Genomic DNA, 21595 nt, shown 5'->3' with positions numbered 1-21595 from the left:
CCTACTGACGTGCGCGCGCGGTCGTCGTCGCGGCGAGTGTGGGTTGCGGCTGCCCAAACGGATCGAGTTGCTGAACAGGCGGCGGCGGACGCCGGACAATGTGGCGGCGCTTCTTCACCCGATGCGCCCGCGGCTTGGTCGCCTTGCTCTCCGGCGAACCGCTGTCGGCCTTAGAGTCGGCCTTGGCCTTCGCCGGCGGATCCTTCCAGGCTGTGGTCGCCGGGTCGTTCAATGCGGCGAACTTCGCGCTCGCCATGTCGAACGTGGACGAAGCCGGGGCTCCGCTGGGGGCGGCAGGTGCTGGTTTGCTCGTGAGAGCGATCGAAACGGCGTTGGTCTCGGCGATGGATGCGCTGGCGTCGGCCGGAGTCAGCGTGTTGCTTGAGGCCGGCGCCGTGGCGTCCGTCGTCGTCTCGGCCTTGGCCTTGGCCTCGACATTGGCCGGTTCGGACGGAACGTCGGCCGGAGGTGCAGCGACCTGCGGCTGACCGTCGGTCTCGGTTGTCACCACGACCACCGGCTCGGGCTCGCTCATCGGCAGCGCGATGGTCGGGACTTGATCGCGCAGCGACGGCGTCGGATCGGTGGCTGCTTCCGGCTCGGCGCGCAGGACCGCGAGCACCGGCTGGGCCGGCTCGGGAGCCTGTGCAAACACCTGCTCCTGCGGACCATTCCGCCAGGAGGGGTTGCTGACATACTGCTCGTGGCTCGCCCGCAGCAGCGCGGCGGCGCCCAGGCCGAACACCAGGATGGAGGCTGACAGCAGGATCGCGGCAAACAGGAAGCGAAAGCCGGGAAGCATCGAGGGATTGCGAATTTCCGCCCCGGCGTCGAAGTGGCCAGGGCCCATGAGCCATCTGAACGCGGTGACGGTACTGCTTGCCGCGTTCGCCACGCGGGGATCGAAGCTCAAAGCGGAGGCGAATCAGGCTGATTCGAACATACCGCAACGATTCCGCGCCGTTCCGTAAAAAACGGAGCCGGCGACTCCTGCGATCTCGGGCGTGGGCTGATTTTCGTCCCCTGATGCAAGCAGGCAACGGTAGTCTTGCGGATCACAAATCGGCAAATCAGGCACAAATCCGCCTGTCATGTCTTGAATGTGCCGCTATCTTCCGTCATCTGGCCGTTAACGGTCCGGACGGGGCCCGGGGACTATACAAGAGCGATGATGATCAAACATTTTCTGACGATATGCGCTGCCGCAACAGTCGCTGCGGCGGGAACCTCGCTCGCGCAGGCCCAGAGCTATCCGGTCCAGCAGGCGCCGAGCTATGGCGCGCCGGCCGAATATCGGCCCGGCGACCGCGCGCCGAGTTTCGACGCGCTCGACGATGAAGACGATTCGATGCCGCAGGCAGCGCTGCCGCCGCCCGGCCCGGATCCGCGCTACGGCCGTCCGCCCGGCGCTCCCCCGGTGTATTCCGCCGCGCCGCCGCAGGGGCCGGTGATGTCGCCCGATGATCCCCGTTATGGCCGTCCCGCCGGCGCCCCCGTCTATTCGGCCGCGCCGCCGCAGGGGCCCGTGACATCACCCGACGATCCGCGCTACGGCCGCCCTGCCGGCCCGCCCGCGGTGATCTACGCCGATCGTCCGGCTCAGGCGCCCGGCAGTGACGGCCTGCGTCCGCCCGAGGCTGTCGGTGGTCCCGGCGCGACCGGAACGGTCCAGGCCGGGCAGCCGCCCGTGGGTGCCGACGGCCGGCCGATGGCGATCGCCTCGCTCCCGCCCGAGGAGCAGCCTGACGCTGCCCCGGCGCAGCTGCCGCAGAACCTGCGCCGCCAGGAAGTCTCGCTGGCGACCAAGGAGCCGGCCGGAACGCTCATCGTCGATACCCCGAATACGTACCTTTATTACGTGCTCGGCAACGGCCGTGCGATCCGCTACGGCGTCCGCGTCGGCCGCGACGGCTTCACCTGGACCGGCGTTCAGAAGATCACTCGCAAGGCCGAGTGGCCGGATTGGCATCCGCCGACGGAAATGATCGAGCGCCAGCCTTATCTGCCGCGCTTCATGGCCGGCGGTCCCGGCAATCCGCTCGGCGCCCGCGCGATGTATCTCGGTTCGACCGTCTACCGCATCCACGGCACCAACCAGCCCTCGACCATCGGCAAGTTCGTGTCCTCCGGCTGCATCGGCATGCTGAACGAGGACGTCTCCGACCTGTTCGATCGCGTCAAGGTCGGCACCCGCGTGGTCGTGATGCCGGGTGGTCCGCCGCCGGGAACTGCGACCGCATCCGCCGCGCCCGTGCCCGGCGCCGCCGGGCCCGCGCCGATGGCCGCACAGGCCGGCCCGGTCGGAGGCACCCAGCCGACAGTGGTGCCGCCGCTGCCCGCGCCCGTCACCGTGCGCTGAACTGGCCTCGCAAGAATTGATCTAGCAAGAATTGATCTGATGACGGCGCGTGGCCTTCGGTCACGCGCCGTCATCATTTGGCGCATGCGAGCATGTCTCGCTTGCGTATGCGCATGCCTTGCTTGAACGGCTCCGCACCTCGATTACGTCCGGGAGGATTGCAACGAATTGAGGAGCACAGGATGCGCATCTTTGTTGCGGGCGCGACCGGCGCGGTCGGTCAGTATCTTGTTCCGGCGCTGGTCGCCGCGGGTCATTCCGTGATCGGCACGACACGGAGTGCGGCAAAAACAGACCTTGTGCGGCGATTGGGTGCGGAGCCGATCGTCGCCGACGGCCTCGATGCCGACAGCATGCGCGCTGCGGTGATTGCGGCAAAGCCCGACGCCGTCATCCACCAGATGACAGATCTCGCGGCCGCCACGGACCTCCGCCATTTCGATCGGGCTTTCGCGCGAACCAACGAGCTCCGCACCCGCGGAACCGACATTCTGCTGAATGCCGCACGCGAGGCCGGCGCCAGGCGCTTCATCGCGCAAAGCTTCTGCGGCTGGACCTTCAGTCGCGCCGGGGGAACGGTGAAGACCGAGACCGATGAACTTGACCCGCATCCGCCGCGAGAGCTGCGACGCACGCTTGAGGCGATCCGGTATCTGGAGCAAAGCGTCACCGCTTCGACGACGCCGCAGGGCATCGTGCTGCGCTATGGATTCTTCTATGGACCCGGCACGGGCACGCTCTCGCTGGCGATGATCGACCAGCTGCGCCACCGGCGTGTGCCGGTGATCGGCGATGGCGGCGGCACGTGGTCGTTCATTCACACCGAAGATGCCGCTTCTGCCACGCTCGCCGCGCTTGAATGCGGACGCGCCGGCAGCATCTACAATATCGTCGACGATCATCCGGCGCCGGTGAAGGACTGGTTGCCCGCGCTGGCCGAATTGCTTGGTGTCAAGCCGCCGCGTCACATTCCCGCCTGGCTCGGGCGCCTGCTTGCGGGCGAGCATATGGTTGCGATGATGACGGAGGTGCGCGGAGCATCCAACGCCAAGGCCAAGCGCGAACTCGGCTGGCTGCCGGCGCATGCCTCCTGGCGCGACGGCTTTGCCGATGCAGCGCGGCAGCCCGCCAGCCACCGCACGGCGGCCTGAGGCTTCAGGCCAGCTTCCGCGGCAGCCCGCTGCCCTTGGTGAAGGCGTCGATCGCCTCGACCATCTGGCCGTAATGGATGCGCAAGCCGTCCTCGGTGGCGTAGCCGAGATGCGGCGTCAGCACGAGGTTGTCGAGCTTGCGGAAGGGATGGTCCGTCGGCAGCGGCTCGACCGAGAACACGTCGATGCCGGCGCCTGCAATCCTCTTCTGCTGCAACGCCTCGAGCAGCGCCTGCTCGTCCACGATCGGCCCGCGCGCGGTGTTGACGACGAAGGCCGTCGGCTTCATCCGCGCGAGATCGGCAGCCCCGACCAGCCCGCGCGAGCGCTCGCTCAACACCACATGGATGCTGACGATATCGGCCTTGGAGAACAGCTCCTCCTTGGTGGCGTAGCCGACGCCGGCGTCCTTGCACTTCTCCGGGGTCAGGTTCGGGCTCCAGGCGATCACGTTCATGCCGAACGCCTTCGCGATATCAGCCATCTTGCTGCCGAGCTTGCCGAGCCCGACGACGCCGAGCGTCAATCCCTCGATCTCGACGCCGGCAAAGGCCTGCCAAGGCTCGCCCGCATGCATGCGTGCGTTCTCGCGGCCGATGCCGCGGGTCAGTTCCAGGATCAAGCCCATGGTGAGGGGCGCAGTCGGATCGCGCGAATATTGCGTGCCGCCGATCGTGATGCCGCGCGCCTTGGCGGCCTCCATGTCGATCGAGGCGTTGCGCATGCCTGATGTCAGCAGCAGCTTCAGCTTCGGCAGGCTTTCGAACAGGCTCTTCGGGAACGCGGTGCGCTCGCGCATCGCACAGACGATCTCGAAATCGGCCAGCGCGCTCGCCGCGGCCTGCTCGGAGGCGAAGGGGTGGCTGAACACGGTGACGTCGATCCGGTCGGACAGGCTTTGCCAATCGGCGACGTCGAGGGCGAGGTTGAAATAGTCGTCCAGAATTGCACAGCGCAGCCGCGTCATCAGCGTTCTTCCATGGCGAGAGGTGGAACCAGGCCATGGTTGCGCGCAATCAGGACCGTGCGCAAGCCGTTCGCGTCTTCAAAAATCCGACAGCTGATAAAGGCTCAGAGGTCGCGGGGCTTGAGCCGGAACGGCGCATTCATGCCGTGCTTGGCACGCCAGGCGGGGCCGGGGCCGCGCATGTAGTGCAGTTCGGGGCGGTAGGGATTGAAAGCGGTGGCGAAGAAGCGCTTCCAGAAGCCCTTGATCTCCGAGGCAAATGCGGAGGCGCTGCCGGCTTCCGCCGGAACGGGAAGGGAATGGGTCTCGATCATGGCCATGACGCTGTCTCGCTATGCTCCCGTTCATTCTGAGCGGGTGGCGCTGTTTCCGCGCGAAAACGAGCTTTGGCCTGATTTATTAAAAGATGGTTTCAATTGTCCGGATCAGCGGCGGTATGGTGTCCGTCCCGTATTCATCCGTGGTGAACGGAGGGAAAACATTGCCCTTTGGGGGCGGGATCGCTACATCGGCGGCAAGCAAATTTCCTCAAATCGAAGGTTTTCGGGACCGATGGCGCGCCAGTTCATCTATTTCATGCAGGGCCTGACCAAGAGCTACCCGACCCGGAAGGTGCTCGATAACATCCATCTGAGCTTCTACCCGGACGCCAAGATCGGCGTGCTCGGTGTCAACGGCTCGGGCAAGTCGACGCTGCTCAAGATCATGGCCGGCCTTGACAAGGAGTACAACGGCGAGGCCTGGGTCGCCCAGGGCGCCCGCGTCGGCTATCTCGAGCAGGAGCCGCATCTCGATCCGGCACTCAGCGTGCGCGAGAACGTCATGCTGGGCGTTGCCAAGCAGAAGGCTATCCTCGATCGCTACAACGATCTGGCGATGAACTACTCCGAGGAGACCGCCGACGAGATGACCAAGCTGCAGGACGAGATCGAGGCCCAGGGCCTCTGGGATCTCGACAGCAAGGTCGACCAGGCCATGGATGCGCTGCGCTGTCCGCCCGACGATGCCGACGTGTCGAAACTCTCCGGCGGTGAGCGCCGTCGCGTCGCACTGTGCAAGCTGCTGCTCGACCAGCCTGAGTTGTTGCTGCTGGACGAACCGACCAACCATCTCGACGCGGAATCGGTGTCGTGGCTGGAAGGCCATCTGCGCAACTATCCCGGCGCGATCCTGATCGTCACCCATGACCGCTACTTCCTCGACAACGTCACGAGCTGGATTCTCGAGCTCGATCGCGGCAAGGGCATTCCCTACGAGGGCAATTACTCGTCCTGGCTGCAGCAGAAACAGAAGCGGCTCGAGCAGGAGGGCCGCGAGGACGCTGCGCATCAGAAGACGCTCGCCCGCGAGCAGGAATGGATCGCGTCCTCGCCGAAAGCCCGCCAGGCCAAATCCAAGGCGCGTTATCAGCGCTATGACGAGCTCCTGAAGCAGGCGAGCGAAAAGCAGACACAGACCGCGCAGATCACGATTCCGGTGGCCGAGCGCCTAGGTCAGAACGTGGTCGACTTCGAAGGGCTCAGCAAAGGTTTCGGCGATCGCATGCTGATCGACGATCTCACTTTCAAGCTGCCGCCCGGCGGTATCGTCGGCGTGATCGGCGCCAACGGCGCCGGCAAGACCACGCTGTTCAGGATGATCACCAAGCAGGAACAGCCGGACAAGGGCACCATCACGGTCGGCGAGAGCGTTCATCTCGGTTACGTCGACCAGTCGCGCGACGCGCTCGATGGCAGCAAGAACGTGTGGGAGGAGATCTCCGGCGGCAACGAGCTGATCCTGCTCGGCAAGAGGGAAGTCAATTCACGCGGCTATTGTTCGTCGTTCAACTTCAAGGGCGCCGACCAGCAGAAGAAAGTCGGCGCGCTCTCCGGCGGCGAACGCAACCGCGTGCACCTTGCGAAAATGCTGAAATCCGGCGCCAACGTTCTGCTGCTCGACGAGCCGACCAACGACCTCGACGTTGACACGCTGCGAGCGCTCGAAGAGGCGCTGGAGGATTTTGCCGGCTGCGCCGTTATCATCAGCCATGATCGCTGGTTCCTCGACCGTATCGCGACCCACATCCTGGCCTTCGAAGGCGACAGCCATGTCGAATGGTTCGAGGGCAACTTCCAGGACTACGAGAAGGACAAGATGCGCCGCCTCGGCCAGGACAGCATCATTCCGCATCGCGTGAAGTACAAGAAGCTGACGCGGTGATCTCAGCATGATGCGGCGGGTGCTCATAGCTGCGGTGATCGCTATCACCTGCGGCCTGTCGCCCGCCCGCGCTGCCGACGCCGCTTTCACGCAGTTCATCGCCTCGCTGTGGCCGGAGGCGGAGACCGCTGGCGTGTCGCGCGCGACGTTCGAGCGAGAGACGCGCGGCCTCGAGCCTGACTACAAGCTGCCGGATATGATCCTGCCGGGGCGCCCAGCGACCGGTGCGCCGTCGCAGGCCGAGTTCGTGCAGGTGCCGGCCGATTACGTCAAGGAAGCCTCGATCGCGCGGCTTGCGGGCGAGGGGCAGCGGCTGCTGCAAAAATATCGTCCGGCCCTGACCGAGATCGAGAAGAGCTCGGGCGTGCCGGCCACCGTCATGCTGGCGATCTGGGGCCGCGAGACCGACTATGGCCGCTACACACTGCCTTACGATCTCGTGCGCGTGCTGGCGACGCAGGCCTATGTCGGCCGCCGCAAGGACACCTATCGCAACGAGTTCATCCTCTCGCTGAAAATTCTCGGTGACGGCGTGGTGACACGCAAGGACATGCGCTCGTCCTGGGCCGGCGCGACCGGGCTCACGCAATTCCTGCCGTCCGAATATTACAAGCACGGCGTCGATTTCGACCGCGACGCCCGCATCGACATCTGGCATTCGGTGCCGGATGCGCTGGCCTCCGCCGCGCAGCAGCTCGTCAACAAGGGCTGGCAGAGCGGCGTGCGCTGGGCTTACGAGGTGCAGGCACCGGCCAAGGTCGATTGCACCGCTGGCGTGCCCGAGGTGACGAAGCCGATCGGCCAGTGGCTGCGCGAAGGCTTTGTGCCGGTGCGTGGACAAAAGCTCACTGCCGCCGAGCAGGCCCAGCCGGCCTCGCTGCTGCAACCCGAAGGCATCTACGGCCCGTCCTTCCTGACCACGAAGAACTACTTCGTCATCAAGGAATACAATTTCTCCGATCTCTACGTGCTGTTCGTCGGCCATCTCGCCGACCGCATGACGAGCCCGCAACCGTTCGCGACGCCGTGGTCTGCCTCGAAGCAATTGCGAACCAGGGATGTCGAGGCGATGCAGCGCGGGCTCACGCGCGCGGGACTCTACAAGGACAAGATCGACGGCAAGGCGGGCATGCAGACGCGCGCTGCGCTCGGCGCCTACCAGAAGTCCGCAGGCCTCAAGGTCGATTGCTGGCCGAGCGAAGAGGTGCTGCGCTCGATCCAGGCGGCGCCGTAGGCACAGGGCCAGCTAAAAGAAAAGAAGCCCGGCCGAGGTGCTCGGCCGGGCTTCGATCGCGGCGCTCATGTGCGCCATGCGATCAGATCAGTAGCAAACGCGAACCGGGCGGACGGTCCAGCCGTAGCCGTCCCAGTAGCGCTGGCGCTGCCAGTAGCAGGGCGGCGGCGGCGGGCCGGGCTCGGCCACGTAAACCGGTCCACCATAGGCGGGACGGCTCGATGCGATTGCGCCGCCGACGATCGCGCCGCCGATCAGGCCGGCTGCGATGCCGACGCCGACGCCGTCATGGGCCTGGGCGGATGGCGTAGCGCTCACCAGCGAACCGGCGATCGTCGCAACCGTGAGGGCGGCAACTAAAGTCTTCTTCATACTCTTGGCTCTCCTGAGAGATGGATGCTCCTTGTTAGGAGCGCCCGGGGTTCAAAGGTTCACGCAGACTCTGATGGAATTGGCCTTGCAGCTAGGAAGCGCGCAAATGGTCAATCCGCGGTAAACGCGCACGGAGCTGTGACGAGAAAAAGCGGTCTTTTTCAGGCCCCTAGATGAACGGCGCATCTGGAATGAACCGGCTTGGGGCGACTTCAGCCACAGACTCTGGCGCGGCGGACGCGCCAGGCATAACCGTCCCAGAAGCGCTGCTTCTGCCAGACGCAGCCGTTGCCGTAATAGTCGTCGGCGACGTAGCCCGGGCCCGGCGCGTAGTAGCGCGGCGGATATCCCGGACCATATGCGTAGCCGGGGCCAGGGCCGGGCCCGTAATAGTACGGAGAGGCCAGCGCCCCACCGACAATGGCGCCCCCGATGATTCCGGCTGCCACGCCCGCGGCAACGCCGCGTTGCGCCTGGGCTGGTGTAGCGGCGCTAAGGGCCACAGCGGCGACGGCAGCGATTGCCAGGAGCGACTTCTTCATTGACTGACCTTTCGAGCAAAACACGCGGGAACTCTTTGGGGGTAAAGTTCCATATTTCGATTGAATGATCAATGAACGGCACCTTTGCCGGGGGCGACCAATTAACATGGACCGCAGCTCTGCCAGGGAAAGGCGATGATGGGCAACGCGATGATAAATGCTTTGATCGCTGCCGGGATCGTCGTCGCGATCGGCTACGGCTGGATCACCCATCTCCAGAACCGCGGCCAGCGGCGCTCCCGCGCCGGGGCCAGCGGCAATAGCGGTGGCGACACCTCCGCGGGCACGAGCGACGGCTTCTCATTGGGGAGCTGGTTTTCCAGCGACAGTTCCGGCAGCGCGACCGACGGCGGCAGCTGTTCCAGCAGCGATGGCGGCAGTAGTGGCGGAGATTGCGGGGGCGGCGGCGATGGTGGAGGCGGCGGAGGCGACTAGATCCGCCGCAATCTTGATCCAGCGCAAGGCCCTATTTTAGAGCCGTTCTAGGCTGTTTCCGGGCTAGTTTGGAATAGCTTCAAATTCCGCTTTTTCCTTTTGCATCCGGCCGGCCCCTTAAATATCGATGATGGCGCATCACCAAAAGGGCCTGCCGCTTCCATGATCGTTTGTTCCTGTAACGTGCTGAGCGATGACGACATCCGCGCCGCCGTCGCCGAGTCCGACGACGCCGTGCGCCATGCCAAGCAGGTCTATGGATGTCTCGGCTGTAGCGCCGAATGCGGCCGCTGCGCTCGGACGATCAAGACCATTATCGACGAAGCGCTTGGCCCTTGTGCCTCGTCCTGCTGCTCCGGCTGCCCGCACAACCACACTGTGGCTGCCAATGACGAAACGGCCCAGCCGGCCGAGTTCGCCCTCGCGGCCTGCTGAAATCTTCCGCAACCCTGGCTGAGCTTTTCCCCGGCTGCGTCCCCGTAGCCGGTTGCCCCAGTCCTTAAACTCATTTAGAAGCGTTCTAAATTCGGTTTACGGCCGATTTGGACTGCAAAAGCTGGAGTGAACCATGCAGGGCGACGCAAAAGTTATCGACTATCTCAACAAGGCACTGCGTCACGAGCTGACTGCGATCAACCAGTACTGGCTGCACTACCGCTTCCTCGACAATTGGGGTCTGCGGGACATGTCCAAGGTCTGGCGCAAGGAGTCCATCGAGGAGATGGAGCACGCCGACAAGCTCACCGAGCGGATCCTGTTCTTCGACGGCTTCCCGAACATGCAGGTGCTCGATCCCTTGCGTATCGGCCAGAACGTCAAGGAGATCATCGAATGCGATCTCGCCGCCGAGATGAGCGCGCGGGCGCTCTACCAGGAAGCGGCGACCTACTGCCACAGCGTCAAGGACTACGTGACACGCGACCTGTTCGAGAAATTGATGAGCGACGAGGAGCACCACATCGACTTCCTCGAGACCCAGCTCGACCTGATCGGCCGCATCGGCCTCGAACTCTATACCCAGAAGCACGTTGGCGGGCTCGAGGGCGAGGGGCACTAGTTCGGCGCGTAATCGCTGCCACAAACTCCGTGCCGGTCTGATGCACAATTGCGCGCCAGGCCGGGACGGCAGTCCAGGACGCCAGCTACAACTGCGTCTTGTAGAGCTCTTCCACGATCTCCTGGCTCTGCGGCTCACCAAGGCCGGTCTGCTCGTGGACCACCTCGACGATGCTCGGCATCACCGAGCGCGGCACCTTCTCGGATGACCACAGCTTTGAGCGCATCAGTGCCTTGCCGCAGTGGAAATAGACTTCGCTGACGGCGACGTTCAGCACCGCGCGCGGCGCCTTGCCAAACTCCACCATCGAGGCGAGCAGGTCCGGATCGGCCGACAGCGTGCCGCGGCCGCCGACGCGCAGCGTCTCGTCGATGCCGGGGACGAAGAACAACAGATGCACGAAGCCCGAGCCCTCCACCACATTCCGAAAACTGTCGATCCGGTTGTTGCCGGAGCGATCAGGCATCAGCAGCTGGTTGGGGCCGGCGACGTGGACGAAGCCAACGCCGCCGCCGCGTGGTGAGGCATCCACGCTGCCATCGGCTCCCGACGTCGCGAGCACGCAAAACGGCGACATCTCGATGAATTTCTTCGCGTGCGCATCGATCGCGGGGCGCGCTTTCGCGATCACGCGCGGGCTCGGCTGGGCATAGATGGTAGCGAGGTCTTCGGCGCAAAGATCAGTCACGAAGGTCTCCCTGGTGGAATGTCTGAGAATATCATCTCCCGGCGCGATCGCTATCCCCCTTGTCGCGCCGCCACGGCCAGTCGACCACGCCGGCGCAGTACAGAGCCCACCAGATCAAGACCGGCTGCAGCGCCAGCCGCGGCCCGTGATAGAGCCAGCTGTTGGGGATGGGTGGAAGGTCGATGCCCTCCAGGGCATGCTTGATGTTGGCCGGCCACACGCAAAGCGCATAGAGCGCGAGCGCAACGCCTGCCCACCAGCGCAGCGGCTTCGTCACCAGCGCAACCGCTCCTGCGATCTCGCAGACGCCAGTGATCAGGATCAGCTGTGTTGCAAACGGAACCCAGGCCGGCGTGATCGCAAGCAGCTTGTCGGGAACCCGCAGATGCGCGATGCCGGCCACGATGTAAAACGCTGCCAGCACAAAGCGCATCACAGCGCGCGTTCTGTCGTTCGCAGGAGCCATCGGCCGAACTAGCACGCGCGGCGCCGAGGCGCTATCGCGCGCTACACCGCATCGGCCGGCACGAAGCAACTAATGATGACGGCGCCGCGGTGACGGACGTACCACACAACGGCCTGACCCACCGGATTGCCGCGGTCGCGGATGATGGCGCGCTCGGGCACCTCCATCCATTGTCCCTCGATCGGCACCCAATAGGCACCGCTGCGCACGTCGTACTCCGTGCGATGGCCGTCGGAGACGTCACAGCAGGGCACGCCATTCGGTGCGATCACGCTCTTGAACCAGGCGCCGATGTCGGGCGGGACGTGATCATATTGCCCGTTGTCGAACGCGAACGCGGCGCCCGTCAGTGCCGCGAGCCAAACGCACAGTGCGAGCCTGTGCATGCGATCCTCCTCATCGCCTGTCGTGCCGTTGGCGCGTGATTTTCCCACGCGTCGATTCGGACATCGACGCAATTAAGCCCGAGCCGTCAGCGTAATGCATGCTCAAATAATATGCGGGCTAGACGACCGTTGATGCGATGCAAAATCAGCGGCGCGCAGATTCGATCGTTTGCTGCGGCGCGGCTTGCAGAAATTGCTGGATCTGCTCGCTGTAGAATTTGGCGTTTCCGGTGGTGCCGTGGCCGCGCGTCTCGGTGCTTGCCGGGATGAGATACAGTTTGCTGTTCTTGACCCGCGCCATCGCAGCGTCCGTGATGCCGGTCTCAGGCGGATTGCGTTCGTCGTCGGCTGAATTGATCAGCAGCAGCGGCGCTTCGATGGCCCCCAGCTTCTCGCCGGCATTGTAGTCATGCGAGGACTCCCACTGGTAGACGAAGTCGTTGGCATCTGCCGTGATCGGCATGGCCAGCCGCTCGTCGACGATCTTGTCGGCCTTCGTCGCCGTCGGTGCCTGCGATTGATAGGCCAGCGTTCCACCGATGCTCGCGATGCCGTAGGCGGTGATGGCGTATTTCATCATGCGCGGCTGGCCGGTGTAATTGCCGCCATTGTAGTCGGGGTCGCTGCGGATGGTGTCGAGCATGATCCGCCGCAGCATCCAGTTGCGCGACGCCATCTCGGTCGGCTGCGAGGCCATCGGGATCAGCGCGTCCATCGCCTTCGGATATTTCTCGCCCCACAACCAGGTGTGCATGCCGCCCATCGAATTGCCGATGACGAGCCGCAGGTGCTTGACCCCGAGCCCTTCCGTCACCAGGCGATACTGAGCTTCGACCATGTCGTCGTAATCGTATTTCGGGAAGCTCGTCTTCATCCCGTCGGACGGTTTTGACGATTTGCCATGGCCGATATTGTCGGGGATGATGATGTAATATTTGGAGGCATCGAGTGGCTGCCCGGCGCCGAACAGCTCGCCGCCAAAGGCGGGTGACAGCATGCTCGCGCCCGAGCCGCCGGTGCCGTGCAGCACCAGGACGGGCTGGCCGCTCGGCTCACCCACCGTGATGTAGTGCAGCTTCAGCTCCGGCATGGTCTCGCCGGTGTGGAACTTGAAATCCCTGGCGACCCAGTCGCCCTGTTTCGGCGCCGGATAATCGGCCGCCCATGCGGATGTCGAGATGGCCGACAAAGAGACGGACAACAGAATGGCTGACAGCGCCGCGCAGGAAGCTTTCATGTCTATTTCCCCCGTGCGGCTCTGGTCGGCGGCCGCGTTGCGGCGGAACTTAGCAGAACTGTGCGGAAGGATGTAGGATTTCGTTTTCGCCGGTCGTCCTTGAGGGAAAGGTCAGGAGAGACTGCATGTGCCGCAACATAAAGACGCTGTTCAACTTCGAGCCGGAGGCGACGGAGGATGAGATCCACGCCAGCGCGCTCCAGTTCGTCCGAAAACTGTCCGGCTTCAACAAGCCGTCGCAGGCCAACGAGGCGGCCTTCGACCGTGCGGTGGCGGAGGTCTCGGAGGCTGCGCGAAAACTTCTGACGTCGCTGCACACCCATGCCCCGGCACGCGACCGTGAGGTCGAGGCGGAAAAGGCCAAGGAACGTTCGCGGCTGCGGTTCGGTTAGGCGGCTCGCGCGTCCGTTCCGTGACCTGGCTCACGGTGAAAACGGTCTCAACGCGCGATGATGTTCGCCGGGCCTTTGACACCCGGGAGCACGACCATGAGCCGCCCTCTTCTTCCGCTGAAAGCAGGTGCCATCGTCTTCACGCTGCTGTGGACCGCGTGGATGACGTGGTGGAGCGGCTCGTTCTCGAGCGCGAACGTCGTGATCCTGGCCTTGTGCGGCGCAGCGGTCGGCTATCTCTGGTACCGCGCCATGCGCTGGCAATTCGAGCGCATGGGCATGCTGCCACGACGCGAGAATGGGACGAAATAGATTCGTCCGTCACTCCTTGTGGCCGTGCTTCTTCTTTTTCTTCTTCTTCCTGTGATTGTCGTCTTCGCTGCTCTCGTCCTCATCGCCGAAGGGTGCGTCGTCGGTTTCCTGCACGGCCGCTTCCAACGCGTCGCGCTCGGCGGCTTCACGCTCGCGCTGCCGGCGGCGCTCGTCCCAGGCGTCGAACAGCTGATCGAGCCACGGCAGCACCTGCTCGATCGACGGCAATGGGCCGGGCGGCCCGGCCTCGCCGCGCGGGCCTTGCGGCCCCGCCGGCCCTTGCGGTCCGACAGGTCCCGGTGCACCGGCCGCCCCGCGCGGTCCGGCTTCGCCCTGCTTGCCTTGCGGACCGGGCTTGCCCAGAGGTCCGGGCTTCCCGATCGGCCCCGGCTTGCCGTGAGGTCCTGGCTTGCCGCGCGCGCCATCCGGCCCGCGCTTGCCTGGATGACCCTGCGGTCCCGGCCGCCCCGGTTCGCCCTGCCGTCCGCGCGGTCCCTGAGGTCCCTGCCGTTTTTGTTCGTCTGCCACGCCGCTGCTCCTCAACCGGAAGCAAGCTAATTAGCGGCGTTTGACGACAGCGGCAATTCCGCCCGGGCCCGCGCCTGCGCATGATCAACACCAATCGGCCGCACGTCGCGCGCTAGTCGTGATAGGCCGGCACCTCAATGCCGGACGCGGCATAGAGCCTGATCTTGTTGCGCAGCGTGCGCACCGAGAGGCCGAGCACGCGCGAGGCGCGCGTGCGATTGCCGTCGCAGCGCGCGAGCGTCTGCAGCACGAGCTCACGCTCGACCTCGTCGACGGTGGCGCCGATCAGCAGCGGAACGATCTGGTTCGGTGAAAGGACATACGCGCCCGGTTCGGACGCAGCGACATGAACAGTGGTCATCGACACACTCCCCGATCAACGCCCGCTTCCGTCTTTGGAAGCGGATCGAGAACAAACGACCCCCAAGCCGTAGATCTACGGTGGGCGGGTTTGGTTAACGAAAGGTTAACCGCAGGCGATCGCACGAATTGACCTTGGGAATGCCGCCGCACCGCCGCGATTGGCACGGATTGCATATTCCTGCGAGCATACCCTGCGTTACGGAGCGGGCATCACCCCGCTCACACCGTCCGGTATCCGCCGTCCACCATTACGATCGTTCCCGTGACGTAGGACGACATATCCGACGCAAGGAAGATCGCGGGACCCACGATGTCCTCGGCCTTGCCGGTGCGCGCCAGCGGGGTGTGATCGACGAAGGCCTGCACCAGCGCCGGATTGGTCGCGCGCACATTGGCGTTGATATTGGTCTCGATGAAGCCCGGCCCGATCGCATTGACGCGCACGCCCTCCTTGCCGAGTTCGACCGCGAGCGCCTTGGTGAAGCCGAGCACGCCGTGCTTCGAGGTGGTGTAGGCCGCCGAGCTCGGCGTGCGCAGATGCACGAAGGACTGGATCGAGCCGATATTGACGATGCGGCCCTTGGCTGCACGCAAGGGGCTGAGGAACGCCTGCGTCATGTTGAAGACGCCGTTGAGGTTGAGCGAGATGATGTCGTTCCAGTCCTTCGCCACTGTCTCCGGCTCCGCGGTGAAGGCGTTGCGGCGGGTGATGCCGGCATTGTTGACGAGGATCGAGACCTGCCCGACCTTGTCGGCGACTTGCTTGGCGAGCGCAAAGCAGTCGTCGCGCTTGGTCACGTCGAGCGCAAAGCTCTCGGCCTTGCCGCCGGACTTGCGAATCTCCACGGCGGCTTCCGCGACCGTGTCGGCATCGACGTCGAGCAGCACCACCTGCGCGCCCTCGCGGGCGTAGCCGGAAGCGATGGCCCGGCCGATTCCGGATCCGGCGCCCGTGATGACGGCGAGATGGTTTTCGAGGAGAGGCATGGGCGTTTCCTTGGCTGGGTTTTCAACGTTGCCGGCAAGACTAGTTGAAAACGGAAGCGGCAGAAACGCCATGCCGCGCTGACGCCTTATGCAATCGGGCGTCGCGGTGACTTCGGTGGACGTGGCAAAGATGCCACGGCACGGCACGAACATCGCCAGTTCGTTCTTGTCTGATCCGCCGTCGCTTGGGTCCAAGAAGTTTGGCGCCGTCAGCGTCACATCTGTCTCGAATATTTGGGGCGGCGGCGATTCCGCGCGGACGGGGTATTGGGCATGAAGAAATTGAGGGGCGGAAGCGCGGCTCTGGTCGCGTTCGTAGCGACGGTGCCTGCCTTGGCGGCGGATATCGGGGGCGCGCCGACGTACAAGGTCCCATCGGCGGTCACGTCACTCTGGGGCGGATTTTATGCGGGTCTTGGGCTTGGTTTCCGTGGTTCGCGCACGGACGCCACGGCGACATCGGAGACGGTCGCCGGCGCCCCGCAGAATTTGGCGGACGGTCGGCCGACAAGTGCGTCCTTCGACGGACTGGGCTTCCGCACCAGTGCCTTTAGCGGCTTCAACTGGCAATTGGCGCCGCAATGGATTGCGGGCCTCGAAGGCGATGTCGGCTTCGCCGACCAGTCCACCACGCGCCAGTCGCTGGCCTTCTCCCCCGGCTTCGTCCGCTTCGCCTTGCCGCCCGACAGCCTGACCGTAAAGACCGAGTGGGACGCCAGCCTGCGTGCCCGTCTCGGCTTCCTGCTCACACCTGCCACGCTGGCCTATGCGACCGGTGGCATCGCCTGGCAGCGTAGCTACATCAATTCGAACTGCGCCAACTGTCCCGGCTTTACATTTTCGCCCGCCGTGATTTCCGCATCGTCTATCCAGGTTGGTTGGACCGTCGGTGGCGGCATCGAGACCGCGCTGGGCGGCAATTGGTTTGCACGCGCCGAATATCGCTACGCTGATTTTGGCGCTACACCGTTCACCATTGCTCGGACCGCCGTGCCCGCTTCGGGCTTCAATTCGACCGCGGACAAATTCGATCTCAAGATCCAGACTCACGCCGCCTCGTTCGGCCTGGCCTACAAGTTCGGGGACCCGATCGTGGCAGGAGCGCAGGCAGCGATGATCACCAAGGCAGCGCCGATCGCGATGTCGTGGACCGGCCCCTATCTCGGTCTTGGACTCGGCGTCCGCGCGCAGCAGGTGGATACGGCGGCAACGTCGGAACTGTTTGGCGTTGCACTGATCCCGCTCGAGAAGAACACCGTGCCGTTCAACGGCACCGCCTTCCGCGCCAGTCCCTATGCCGGCGTCAACTGGCAATTCGCGCCCAAATGGGTCGCCGGCATCGGGGGCGACGCCGGCTTTGCCGACCGGACCGTCACGCTGAGCGGATATCCGGTGTCGCCGGCGTTCGGCACCTTCCACGAGAGCGCCGATTCCCTAGTGGTGAAGTCAACATGGGACGCGAGCCTGCGCGCGCGTCTCGGCTTCCTGGTGACGCCGGCGACGCTGCTATTCGCGAGCGGCGGTGCGGCGTGGCAGCATGACGAGGTGATCTCGACCTGCGGGAGCGCGCCCTGCCGGACCTTGTTTAATTTATCGCCGTCGGTGATAACGAACTCCACGACGAAACTGGGCTGGACCCTCGGCGGTGGCCTGGAGACGGCGCTGGGCCATCACTGGCTGGCGCGCGCCGAATACCGCTTCGCCGATTTCGGCACGTCGACTTACGCAATCAGCCGAACGTCGCACTTCGCGCCCAGCAACACCGTCGATACTTTCGATGTCACACTGCGCACCCACGTTGCGACTTTCGGTCTCGCATATCAGTTCAACTGATCCGTGCCGGGTCTGGCGGCCCATCCGGCGGAGGCGTAACGACCGCGATGGGTCTGCGCGCAGCTGCGACAATTTCCTTCAGGATTCGTTTCTAAGTTTCATGAAAGGCTAACTCGAAATTAAGGGGTCGGAAACGGCGGCCTTGGCATACTGGTCTTGATTGCTAAACGTTGCGCGCATGATGGAACGGCTTGAATCCTGGAAACTCGCACTCGAACGCCTGCGGTCGGCGGACGGCGCCGATTGGGCCGAGGCCGGACGGCTCGTGGCCGAGATCGCGCGGATGAGCACCGATACCATGCTGCGTCAGGCCGCCGAGCAGGCGCTTCCGGTGCTGCGCCAGGCCGTGGACAATGACGATCACAGCGTCACGCTGGCGGCACGGCGCCGTCTCGGCGTGGTGCTCGATGTCGTTCACGACCTGACCGCGCCGCGCTTCGGCCGCCGCAATGCTGCGCCGAAAAAATTGTCCAGCGAGGATCGCGCCCGCAAGGTGCTCGGCCTGCCGCTTGCGGTGCAGCTCACCTGCGAGGACATCAACCAGGCCTATCGCCGCGCCGCCAAGGGCATGCACCCCGACCAAGGCGGCAGCGCGCAGGCGTTCATCGACCTCGCCGCCGCGCGCGATATCCTGATCCATCCCCGCGCGTACAAGGACGCGTGAGGGCTCAGCTCTTGTTCACGCAGCTCGGATAGGGCGCGGCTTCGCCTGCTACGATCGCGCAGAGCTCGATCGGGCTGAGTGCGCGCAAACGCGCCTGCCAGCGGTCGTCGTTCACCGGCGGCTCGTCGCTTTCGGGGCCGCGCTCGGCCCACTGGATCGTGTAGTAGTCGGTCGTACCCTTCAGCGTGACCAGGAGCGCGGTCTCGCTGTGCCGGGTCGGGCCGCCGTCGACGCGGCCGCAGCCGATCACGGCGACGAAACCTTCGAAGCGGCCGAACGCGGTGGCGCCAAGCGACCTTGCCGCAAAGCTGTCGGGGCAGGCGGATTTGAAACCGCCTGCGATCGAGCCCGCGAATTTTTCCGGCGATGAACCGGGAGTGGTCGTCATGCCCTTCTCGCCGGTCACGGTGATCATCTCGGTCCAGCGTTCGGGCGTCTCGCCCTTCAGCACGGCCTCGCGGATGTAGTGGCCGCCCTTGGTGTTCTCGAACACCGCGGAAAAATTCGAAGGCATCGCGAAGCTGACAAGCTGGCCGAACAGCGGCGAGATCACGCGGAAGGATTGCGGGGCCTGTGCGTTCGCCGTTGCGGCGAGAAGCAGCGATGCGGCCAGAACCGTGGCTGTCGTCGGCGCGCGCATCGATTGGCTCCAAAGCCAGGAGGTGAAAAAACAAGCGGGCAAAAACAAGCGGGCAAGGATGCTGGTTGGCGCGGGGCGCTGGGGGGCGCCCCCGACAAGATGTGAGTAGGTCCGCCAACGGGCCAGGTTCAAAGCGCGTGCGCGGAAAATGCGCGATGTCGGCCGAAAAACCAATGGCGCGTCCAAAAAGAAAAGGACGGACCGCTCGCGCGATCCGCCCCTTGAAATCCGGTCTGTCGCCTCACGCCTAGAGCGTGCAGCGGCGCTCCGCGCGCAGCTTGATCTGGAGCTCCGAGGCGGCCGTGAAGGTCGGGAGCGGCTTGCTGACGACCTTGTAGGTCGACACGCCCCATTGGAACGGCTTGTACTTCAGGTCCTCGTTCCAGACCTGGCAGATGCCGGTGTTGTCCCAGCGGATCACGTAATAGCCGACCGCCGCGGAGGCCGGCACGGCGAACACGGAGGTGGCGATGCCGGCAACGGCACAGAGGGCGAGAACGCGACGCATGAAATATCTCCTGATGGGAACGTGAGACGGAAACTGGTGCGGCAAAATGGTGCGGCTGGCAAGCGGGGCGGCGACCGTTCACGGATATGTCAGCCGTTCGTCGGCTGTTCGGACGACCCTTATCCCTTGACTATCGCCTGACGAGCACACGTCTACCCCTTGGCCAGCGACGCCACGGCCTCGATCTCGATCAGCATCTTCGGATCGGGCAGCGCGTGGACCACGCAGGTGGTGCGGGCGGGGTAGGGCGGCGGGCCGAAGGCGCCGGCATAGAGCGCGTTCATGGCGGCCACGTCGGAGGCGCGGGTCAGCAGCACGTTGACCTTGACGAGATCGCGGATCTCGGCGCCGGCCTCTGCCAGCACGCGCTTTATGTTGACGGCGACGTTGGCGAACTGCGCCTCGAAGCCGTCCGGCAGCGCGCCGCTCGCGTCGAAGCCGGGAATGCCGGAGACGAACAGGAGATCGCCGGCGCGCGTGGCGAAGGACAGCGGCGGCGCCTTGACGTGCGGCGGGGGTGCGAAATGCTGGATCGGCATGGATCACCTCGGGTGAACAGCTGGAAGCGCAAGCGTAGCGGCAGGTCGGGGCGCCTCCAACAAAAAACGCGAAAACAACCCCATGCACGGTAGGCATCCGGCGGAAATCATTGATGTTCCTTTTGACTTCGGGAAAAGCAAAATATCATTTGCTCCGTCGGGCAAAACAGGGGCAGAATGGCATGGTGGCGAGTGAGCGTCTCGTTGCGCCAATCTCCGTCGTCATGCCCCGGCTCGACCGGGGCATCCAGTACGCCGCGGCGTCTCGGTATCCCACCGCGATCTCTGCAATACTGGATCGCCCGGTTAAGCCGGGCGATGACAGTTGAACGCGTTGCTAAAGACCGCGACTCACGCCCAGCCCATCATGTTGCCGCCCCGATCCATCGGATACATTCGCGGCGTCTGATTCGTTTTCCTCCTTGAAGAATAGCCCCCCGGAGACCCCCATGAAGTTCGCATCAACCTTCCGCGCCGCACTGCTCGGCGTCGCCGCGCTGGCCGGCCTCTCGACCTCGGCGCTGGCCGACGGCGGCACCGTGGTGCTGACGATCTACAAGGCGGGCTGGATCATCGGCGGCTCCGGCGGCTCGGGCGTGATGAACTTCCGCGGCCGCGCCTATTCGCTCTCGACCGGCGGTCTCGACTACGGCCTCGTGTTCGGCGGCTCCAAGACGGTGCTGCGCGGCCGCGTGTCCAACATCAACCGGCCCTCCGACATCGCCGGCGTCTACGGCGCCGCCGGTGCCGGCATCGCAGTGGGCAGCGGCGCCCGCGCCATCGTGCTGACCAACCAGAAGGGTGCCGTGCTCGAGCTGTCCGGCACGCAGGTCGGCCTGATGGCGAATGCGGATCTGAGCGGGCTCGCGATCACGATGCGGTAGCACGGCGATCACCGCAATTCGTAACCCGCATGAGCGTAAGCAACATGCGCGACTGCTCTCAAGCCCGGATGTCGCTGTCGCTCATCCGGGCTAAGCTCCCGTTACCGCTGCATGAATCCGCTCGCAATGCGCGACGAGATTCTTCTGCGCATCGACGAACGACTTGAGCGGCGTCGGGATCGGAAAGTAATAGATGTTGGCGATGAAGCCGTAGATGCCGGCATCGATGCTGGTCGGCGCCTGGCCGTGGACGAAGCCGCTCGCCGGCACGATCTCCGCCAGCACTTGCAGATCGGCGAGCCCCCGCGCGTAGGCCTGCTCGGGCGTGTAGCGGCCGATGCCCTGGTAGTGATAGCGCTGCGCGTTGTAGGCCTTGGCCTTCTCGAACCCTGCCGCGTCGATCTGCGGATGTTGCGCGATGAAGGCGTCGCGGAACGCGGGATAGAAGCGCTCGTCCTTCCAGCGCGAATACGAGATCACCCAGTAGAGATCGTCGAGCATGCGCGTGACGAAATGATCGGTGCGGCGCTGCTCCGGTGAAAGCCCCGCATCGATGGTGAGGCGGTATTTCGCGGTCGCGTGCGCGATGATGGTCTCGCTGTCGCCGATGGTCTCGCCGTCATCCACGATATAGGGCAGCTGCCCGCGCGGCGCGGTGGAGGCATCGAACACGTGCTCATGCACAAACGGCACGCACGCGAGCTTCAGGAAAGCATAGACCTTGAGGCCGTAACCGTTGTTGTCGGCTACGCCGAACAGTTCTGGATAGGAATAGAGGGTCAGCATGGGCGGGCTCCTCAAGCTGAAGTCGTATCGCCGCAGTGACGCCCTTGCAACAGTCTCGCGCCT

The 21595-nt window shown here is 64.6% G+C and carries 28 protein-coding genes; 12 read left to right on the top strand and 16 right to left on the bottom strand.

What is annotated here, in order from left to right:
- Position 1 precedes the first annotated feature (1 nt).
- Positions 2-850 carry a hypothetical protein gene (locus tag IVA75_RS32245; protein ID WP_247287908.1) on the bottom strand — a complete coding sequence of 283 codons (849 nt, stop codon included), beginning with the start codon at positions 848-850 and terminating at the stop codon, positions 2-4.
- A 321-nt stretch (positions 851-1171) separates the two neighbouring features.
- Here IVA75_RS32245 and IVA75_RS32240 point away from each other — a divergent pair, with 321 nt between their 5' ends.
- Positions 1172-2359, top strand: a complete 1188-nt coding sequence (locus IVA75_RS32240) for a L,D-transpeptidase (protein WP_247287909.1) — start codon at positions 1172-1174, stop codon at positions 2357-2359.
- Between the two features lie 182 nt (positions 2360-2541).
- A complete protein-coding gene (locus tag IVA75_RS32235) occupies positions 2542-3510 on the top strand; it encodes an NAD-dependent epimerase/dehydratase family protein (RefSeq protein ID WP_247287910.1) in 969 nt (322 codons plus the stop codon).
- 4 nt (positions 3511-3514) lie between these two features.
- On the opposite strand, the gene IVA75_RS32230 is transcribed toward IVA75_RS32235, so the two are convergent.
- On the bottom strand, positions 3515-4477 hold the full coding sequence (locus tag IVA75_RS32230; protein ID WP_247287911.1) for a D-2-hydroxyacid dehydrogenase family protein: 963 nt from the start codon (positions 4475-4477) through the stop codon (positions 3515-3517).
- Between the two features lie 104 nt (positions 4478-4581).
- Positions 4582-4797, bottom strand: coding sequence for a hypothetical protein (locus tag IVA75_RS32225; protein WP_027519710.1), 216 nt, complete (start codon positions 4795-4797; stop codon positions 4582-4584).
- A gap of 232 nt (positions 4798-5029) precedes the next feature.
- On the opposite strand from IVA75_RS32225, the gene ettA reads away from it, so the two are divergent.
- Both ettA and IVA75_RS32215 read left to right on the top strand, forming a co-directional pair.
- Positions 5030-6679 carry an energy-dependent translational throttle protein EttA gene (ettA, locus tag IVA75_RS32220; protein ID WP_247287912.1) on the top strand — a complete coding sequence of 550 codons (1650 nt, stop codon included), beginning with the start codon at positions 5030-5032 and terminating at the stop codon, positions 6677-6679.
- 7 nt (positions 6680-6686) lie between these two features.
- Positions 6687-7913 carry a lytic murein transglycosylase gene (locus tag IVA75_RS32215; RefSeq protein WP_247287913.1) on the top strand — a complete coding sequence of 409 codons (1227 nt, stop codon included), beginning with the start codon at positions 6687-6689 and terminating at the stop codon, positions 7911-7913.
- Positions 7914-8000: 87 nt separating this feature from the next.
- Here the strand turns inward: IVA75_RS32215 and IVA75_RS32210 are convergent, their stop codons facing one another.
- Together IVA75_RS32210 and IVA75_RS32205 are read right to left on the bottom strand one after the other, a co-directional pair.
- Complete coding sequence (locus tag IVA75_RS32210) at positions 8001-8285, bottom strand: hypothetical protein (protein WP_247287915.1); 285 nt, start codon at positions 8283-8285, stop codon at positions 8001-8003.
- A gap of 212 nt (positions 8286-8497) precedes the next feature.
- Positions 8498-8827 carry a hypothetical protein gene (locus IVA75_RS32205; RefSeq protein ID WP_247287916.1) on the bottom strand — a complete coding sequence of 110 codons (330 nt, stop codon included), beginning with the start codon at positions 8825-8827 and terminating at the stop codon, positions 8498-8500.
- A 135-nt stretch (positions 8828-8962) separates the two neighbouring features.
- Between IVA75_RS32205 and IVA75_RS32200 the strand changes: the two genes are divergently transcribed.
- The 3 genes from IVA75_RS32200 (at position 8963) to bfr (ending at position 10319) form a co-directional block, all read left to right on the top strand.
- Positions 8963-9262, top strand: coding sequence for a hypothetical protein (locus IVA75_RS32200; protein WP_027570625.1), 300 nt, complete (start codon positions 8963-8965; stop codon positions 9260-9262).
- A gap of 162 nt (positions 9263-9424) precedes the next feature.
- Positions 9425-9697, top strand: a complete 273-nt coding sequence (locus tag IVA75_RS32195; protein WP_027570626.1) for a (2Fe-2S)-binding protein — start codon at positions 9425-9427, stop codon at positions 9695-9697.
- A gap of 133 nt (positions 9698-9830) precedes the next feature.
- On the top strand, positions 9831-10319 hold the full coding sequence (bfr, locus tag IVA75_RS32190) for a bacterioferritin (RefSeq protein ID WP_007600720.1): 489 nt from the start codon (positions 9831-9833) through the stop codon (positions 10317-10319).
- An 85-nt stretch (positions 10320-10404) separates the two neighbouring features.
- Here the strand turns inward: bfr and IVA75_RS32185 are convergent, their stop codons facing one another.
- The 4 genes from IVA75_RS32185 to IVA75_RS32170 form a co-directional block, all read right to left on the bottom strand.
- Entirely contained in the window at positions 10405-11007 is a 603-nt protein-coding gene (locus IVA75_RS32185) for an MSMEG_1061 family FMN-dependent PPOX-type flavoprotein (protein WP_247287917.1), read from the bottom strand.
- A gap of 31 nt (positions 11008-11038) precedes the next feature.
- Complete coding sequence (locus IVA75_RS32180; protein WP_247287918.1) at positions 11039-11473, bottom strand: DoxX family protein; 435 nt, start codon at positions 11471-11473, stop codon at positions 11039-11041.
- 41 nt (positions 11474-11514) lie between these two features.
- Positions 11515-11859 carry a hypothetical protein gene (locus IVA75_RS32175; RefSeq protein ID WP_247287919.1) on the bottom strand — a complete coding sequence of 115 codons (345 nt, stop codon included), beginning with the start codon at positions 11857-11859 and terminating at the stop codon, positions 11515-11517.
- 145 nt (positions 11860-12004) lie between these two features.
- Positions 12005-13096: an alpha/beta fold hydrolase gene (locus IVA75_RS32170; protein WP_247287920.1), complete on the bottom strand. Its 1092-nt coding sequence runs from the start codon at positions 13094-13096 to the stop codon at positions 12005-12007.
- 125 nt (positions 13097-13221) lie between these two features.
- Between IVA75_RS32170 and IVA75_RS32165 the strand changes: the two genes are divergently transcribed.
- Both IVA75_RS32165 and IVA75_RS32160 read left to right on the top strand, forming a co-directional pair.
- Complete coding sequence (locus IVA75_RS32165; protein WP_018454139.1) at positions 13222-13488, top strand: DUF2277 domain-containing protein; 267 nt, start codon at positions 13222-13224, stop codon at positions 13486-13488.
- Between the two features lie 96 nt (positions 13489-13584).
- Positions 13585-13800: a hypothetical protein gene (locus IVA75_RS32160; protein ID WP_018454140.1), complete on the top strand. Its 216-nt coding sequence runs from the start codon at positions 13585-13587 to the stop codon at positions 13798-13800.
- A 9-nt stretch (positions 13801-13809) separates the two neighbouring features.
- Here the strand turns inward: IVA75_RS32160 and IVA75_RS32155 are convergent, their stop codons facing one another.
- From IVA75_RS32155 to IVA75_RS32145, 3 genes are all read right to left on the bottom strand, one after another.
- Complete coding sequence (locus tag IVA75_RS32155; RefSeq protein WP_247287921.1) at positions 13810-14328, bottom strand: collagen-like protein; 519 nt, start codon at positions 14326-14328, stop codon at positions 13810-13812.
- A 112-nt stretch (positions 14329-14440) separates the two neighbouring features.
- On the bottom strand, positions 14441-14689 hold the full coding sequence (locus IVA75_RS32150; protein ID WP_018454141.1) for a helix-turn-helix domain-containing protein: 249 nt from the start codon (positions 14687-14689) through the stop codon (positions 14441-14443).
- 221 nt (positions 14690-14910) lie between these two features.
- Positions 14911-15678: an SDR family oxidoreductase gene (locus IVA75_RS32145; protein WP_247287922.1), complete on the bottom strand. Its 768-nt coding sequence runs from the start codon at positions 15676-15678 to the stop codon at positions 14911-14913.
- 273 nt (positions 15679-15951) lie between these two features.
- Between IVA75_RS32145 and IVA75_RS32140 the strand changes: the two genes are divergently transcribed.
- Positions 15952-17511: an outer membrane beta-barrel protein gene (locus IVA75_RS32140; protein ID WP_247287923.1), complete on the top strand. Its 1560-nt coding sequence runs from the start codon at positions 15952-15954 to the stop codon at positions 17509-17511.
- A 178-nt stretch (positions 17512-17689) separates the two neighbouring features.
- Positions 17690-18175: a J domain-containing protein gene (locus tag IVA75_RS32135; protein WP_247287924.1), complete on the top strand. Its 486-nt coding sequence runs from the start codon at positions 17690-17692 to the stop codon at positions 18173-18175.
- Between the two features lie 4 nt (positions 18176-18179).
- On the opposite strand, the gene IVA75_RS32130 is transcribed toward IVA75_RS32135, so the two are convergent.
- The 3 genes from IVA75_RS32130 to IVA75_RS32120 all read right to left on the bottom strand — a co-directional run bounded on the left by IVA75_RS32130 (position 18180) and on the right by IVA75_RS32120 (position 19862).
- Positions 18180-18815: a hypothetical protein gene (locus IVA75_RS32130; protein WP_247287925.1), complete on the bottom strand. Its 636-nt coding sequence runs from the start codon at positions 18813-18815 to the stop codon at positions 18180-18182.
- A 247-nt stretch (positions 18816-19062) separates the two neighbouring features.
- A complete protein-coding gene (locus IVA75_RS32125; RefSeq protein ID WP_007613673.1) occupies positions 19063-19323 on the bottom strand; it encodes a hypothetical protein in 261 nt (86 codons plus the stop codon).
- 152 nt (positions 19324-19475) lie between these two features.
- A complete protein-coding gene (locus IVA75_RS32120; protein ID WP_247287926.1) occupies positions 19476-19862 on the bottom strand; it encodes a RidA family protein in 387 nt (128 codons plus the stop codon).
- 449 nt (positions 19863-20311) lie between these two features.
- On the opposite strand from IVA75_RS32120, the gene IVA75_RS32115 reads away from it, so the two are divergent.
- Positions 20312-20746, top strand: coding sequence for a hypothetical protein (locus tag IVA75_RS32115; protein ID WP_027570637.1), 435 nt, complete (start codon positions 20312-20314; stop codon positions 20744-20746).
- Between the two features lie 90 nt (positions 20747-20836).
- Here IVA75_RS32115 and IVA75_RS32110 read toward each other — a convergent pair whose 3' ends face one another.
- Positions 20837-21532 carry a glutathione S-transferase family protein gene (locus tag IVA75_RS32110; RefSeq protein ID WP_247287927.1) on the bottom strand — a complete coding sequence of 232 codons (696 nt, stop codon included), beginning with the start codon at positions 21530-21532 and terminating at the stop codon, positions 20837-20839.
- Between the last annotated feature and the right edge of the window lie 63 nt (positions 21533-21595).

It is taken from the genome of Bradyrhizobium sp. 134 (assembly GCF_023074155.1).
Taxonomy (GTDB): domain Bacteria; phylum Pseudomonadota; class Alphaproteobacteria; order Rhizobiales; family Xanthobacteraceae; genus Bradyrhizobium.
Note: the sequence above shows the minus strand (reverse complement) of the source record. Positions and strands in the feature narration are given on the sequence as shown.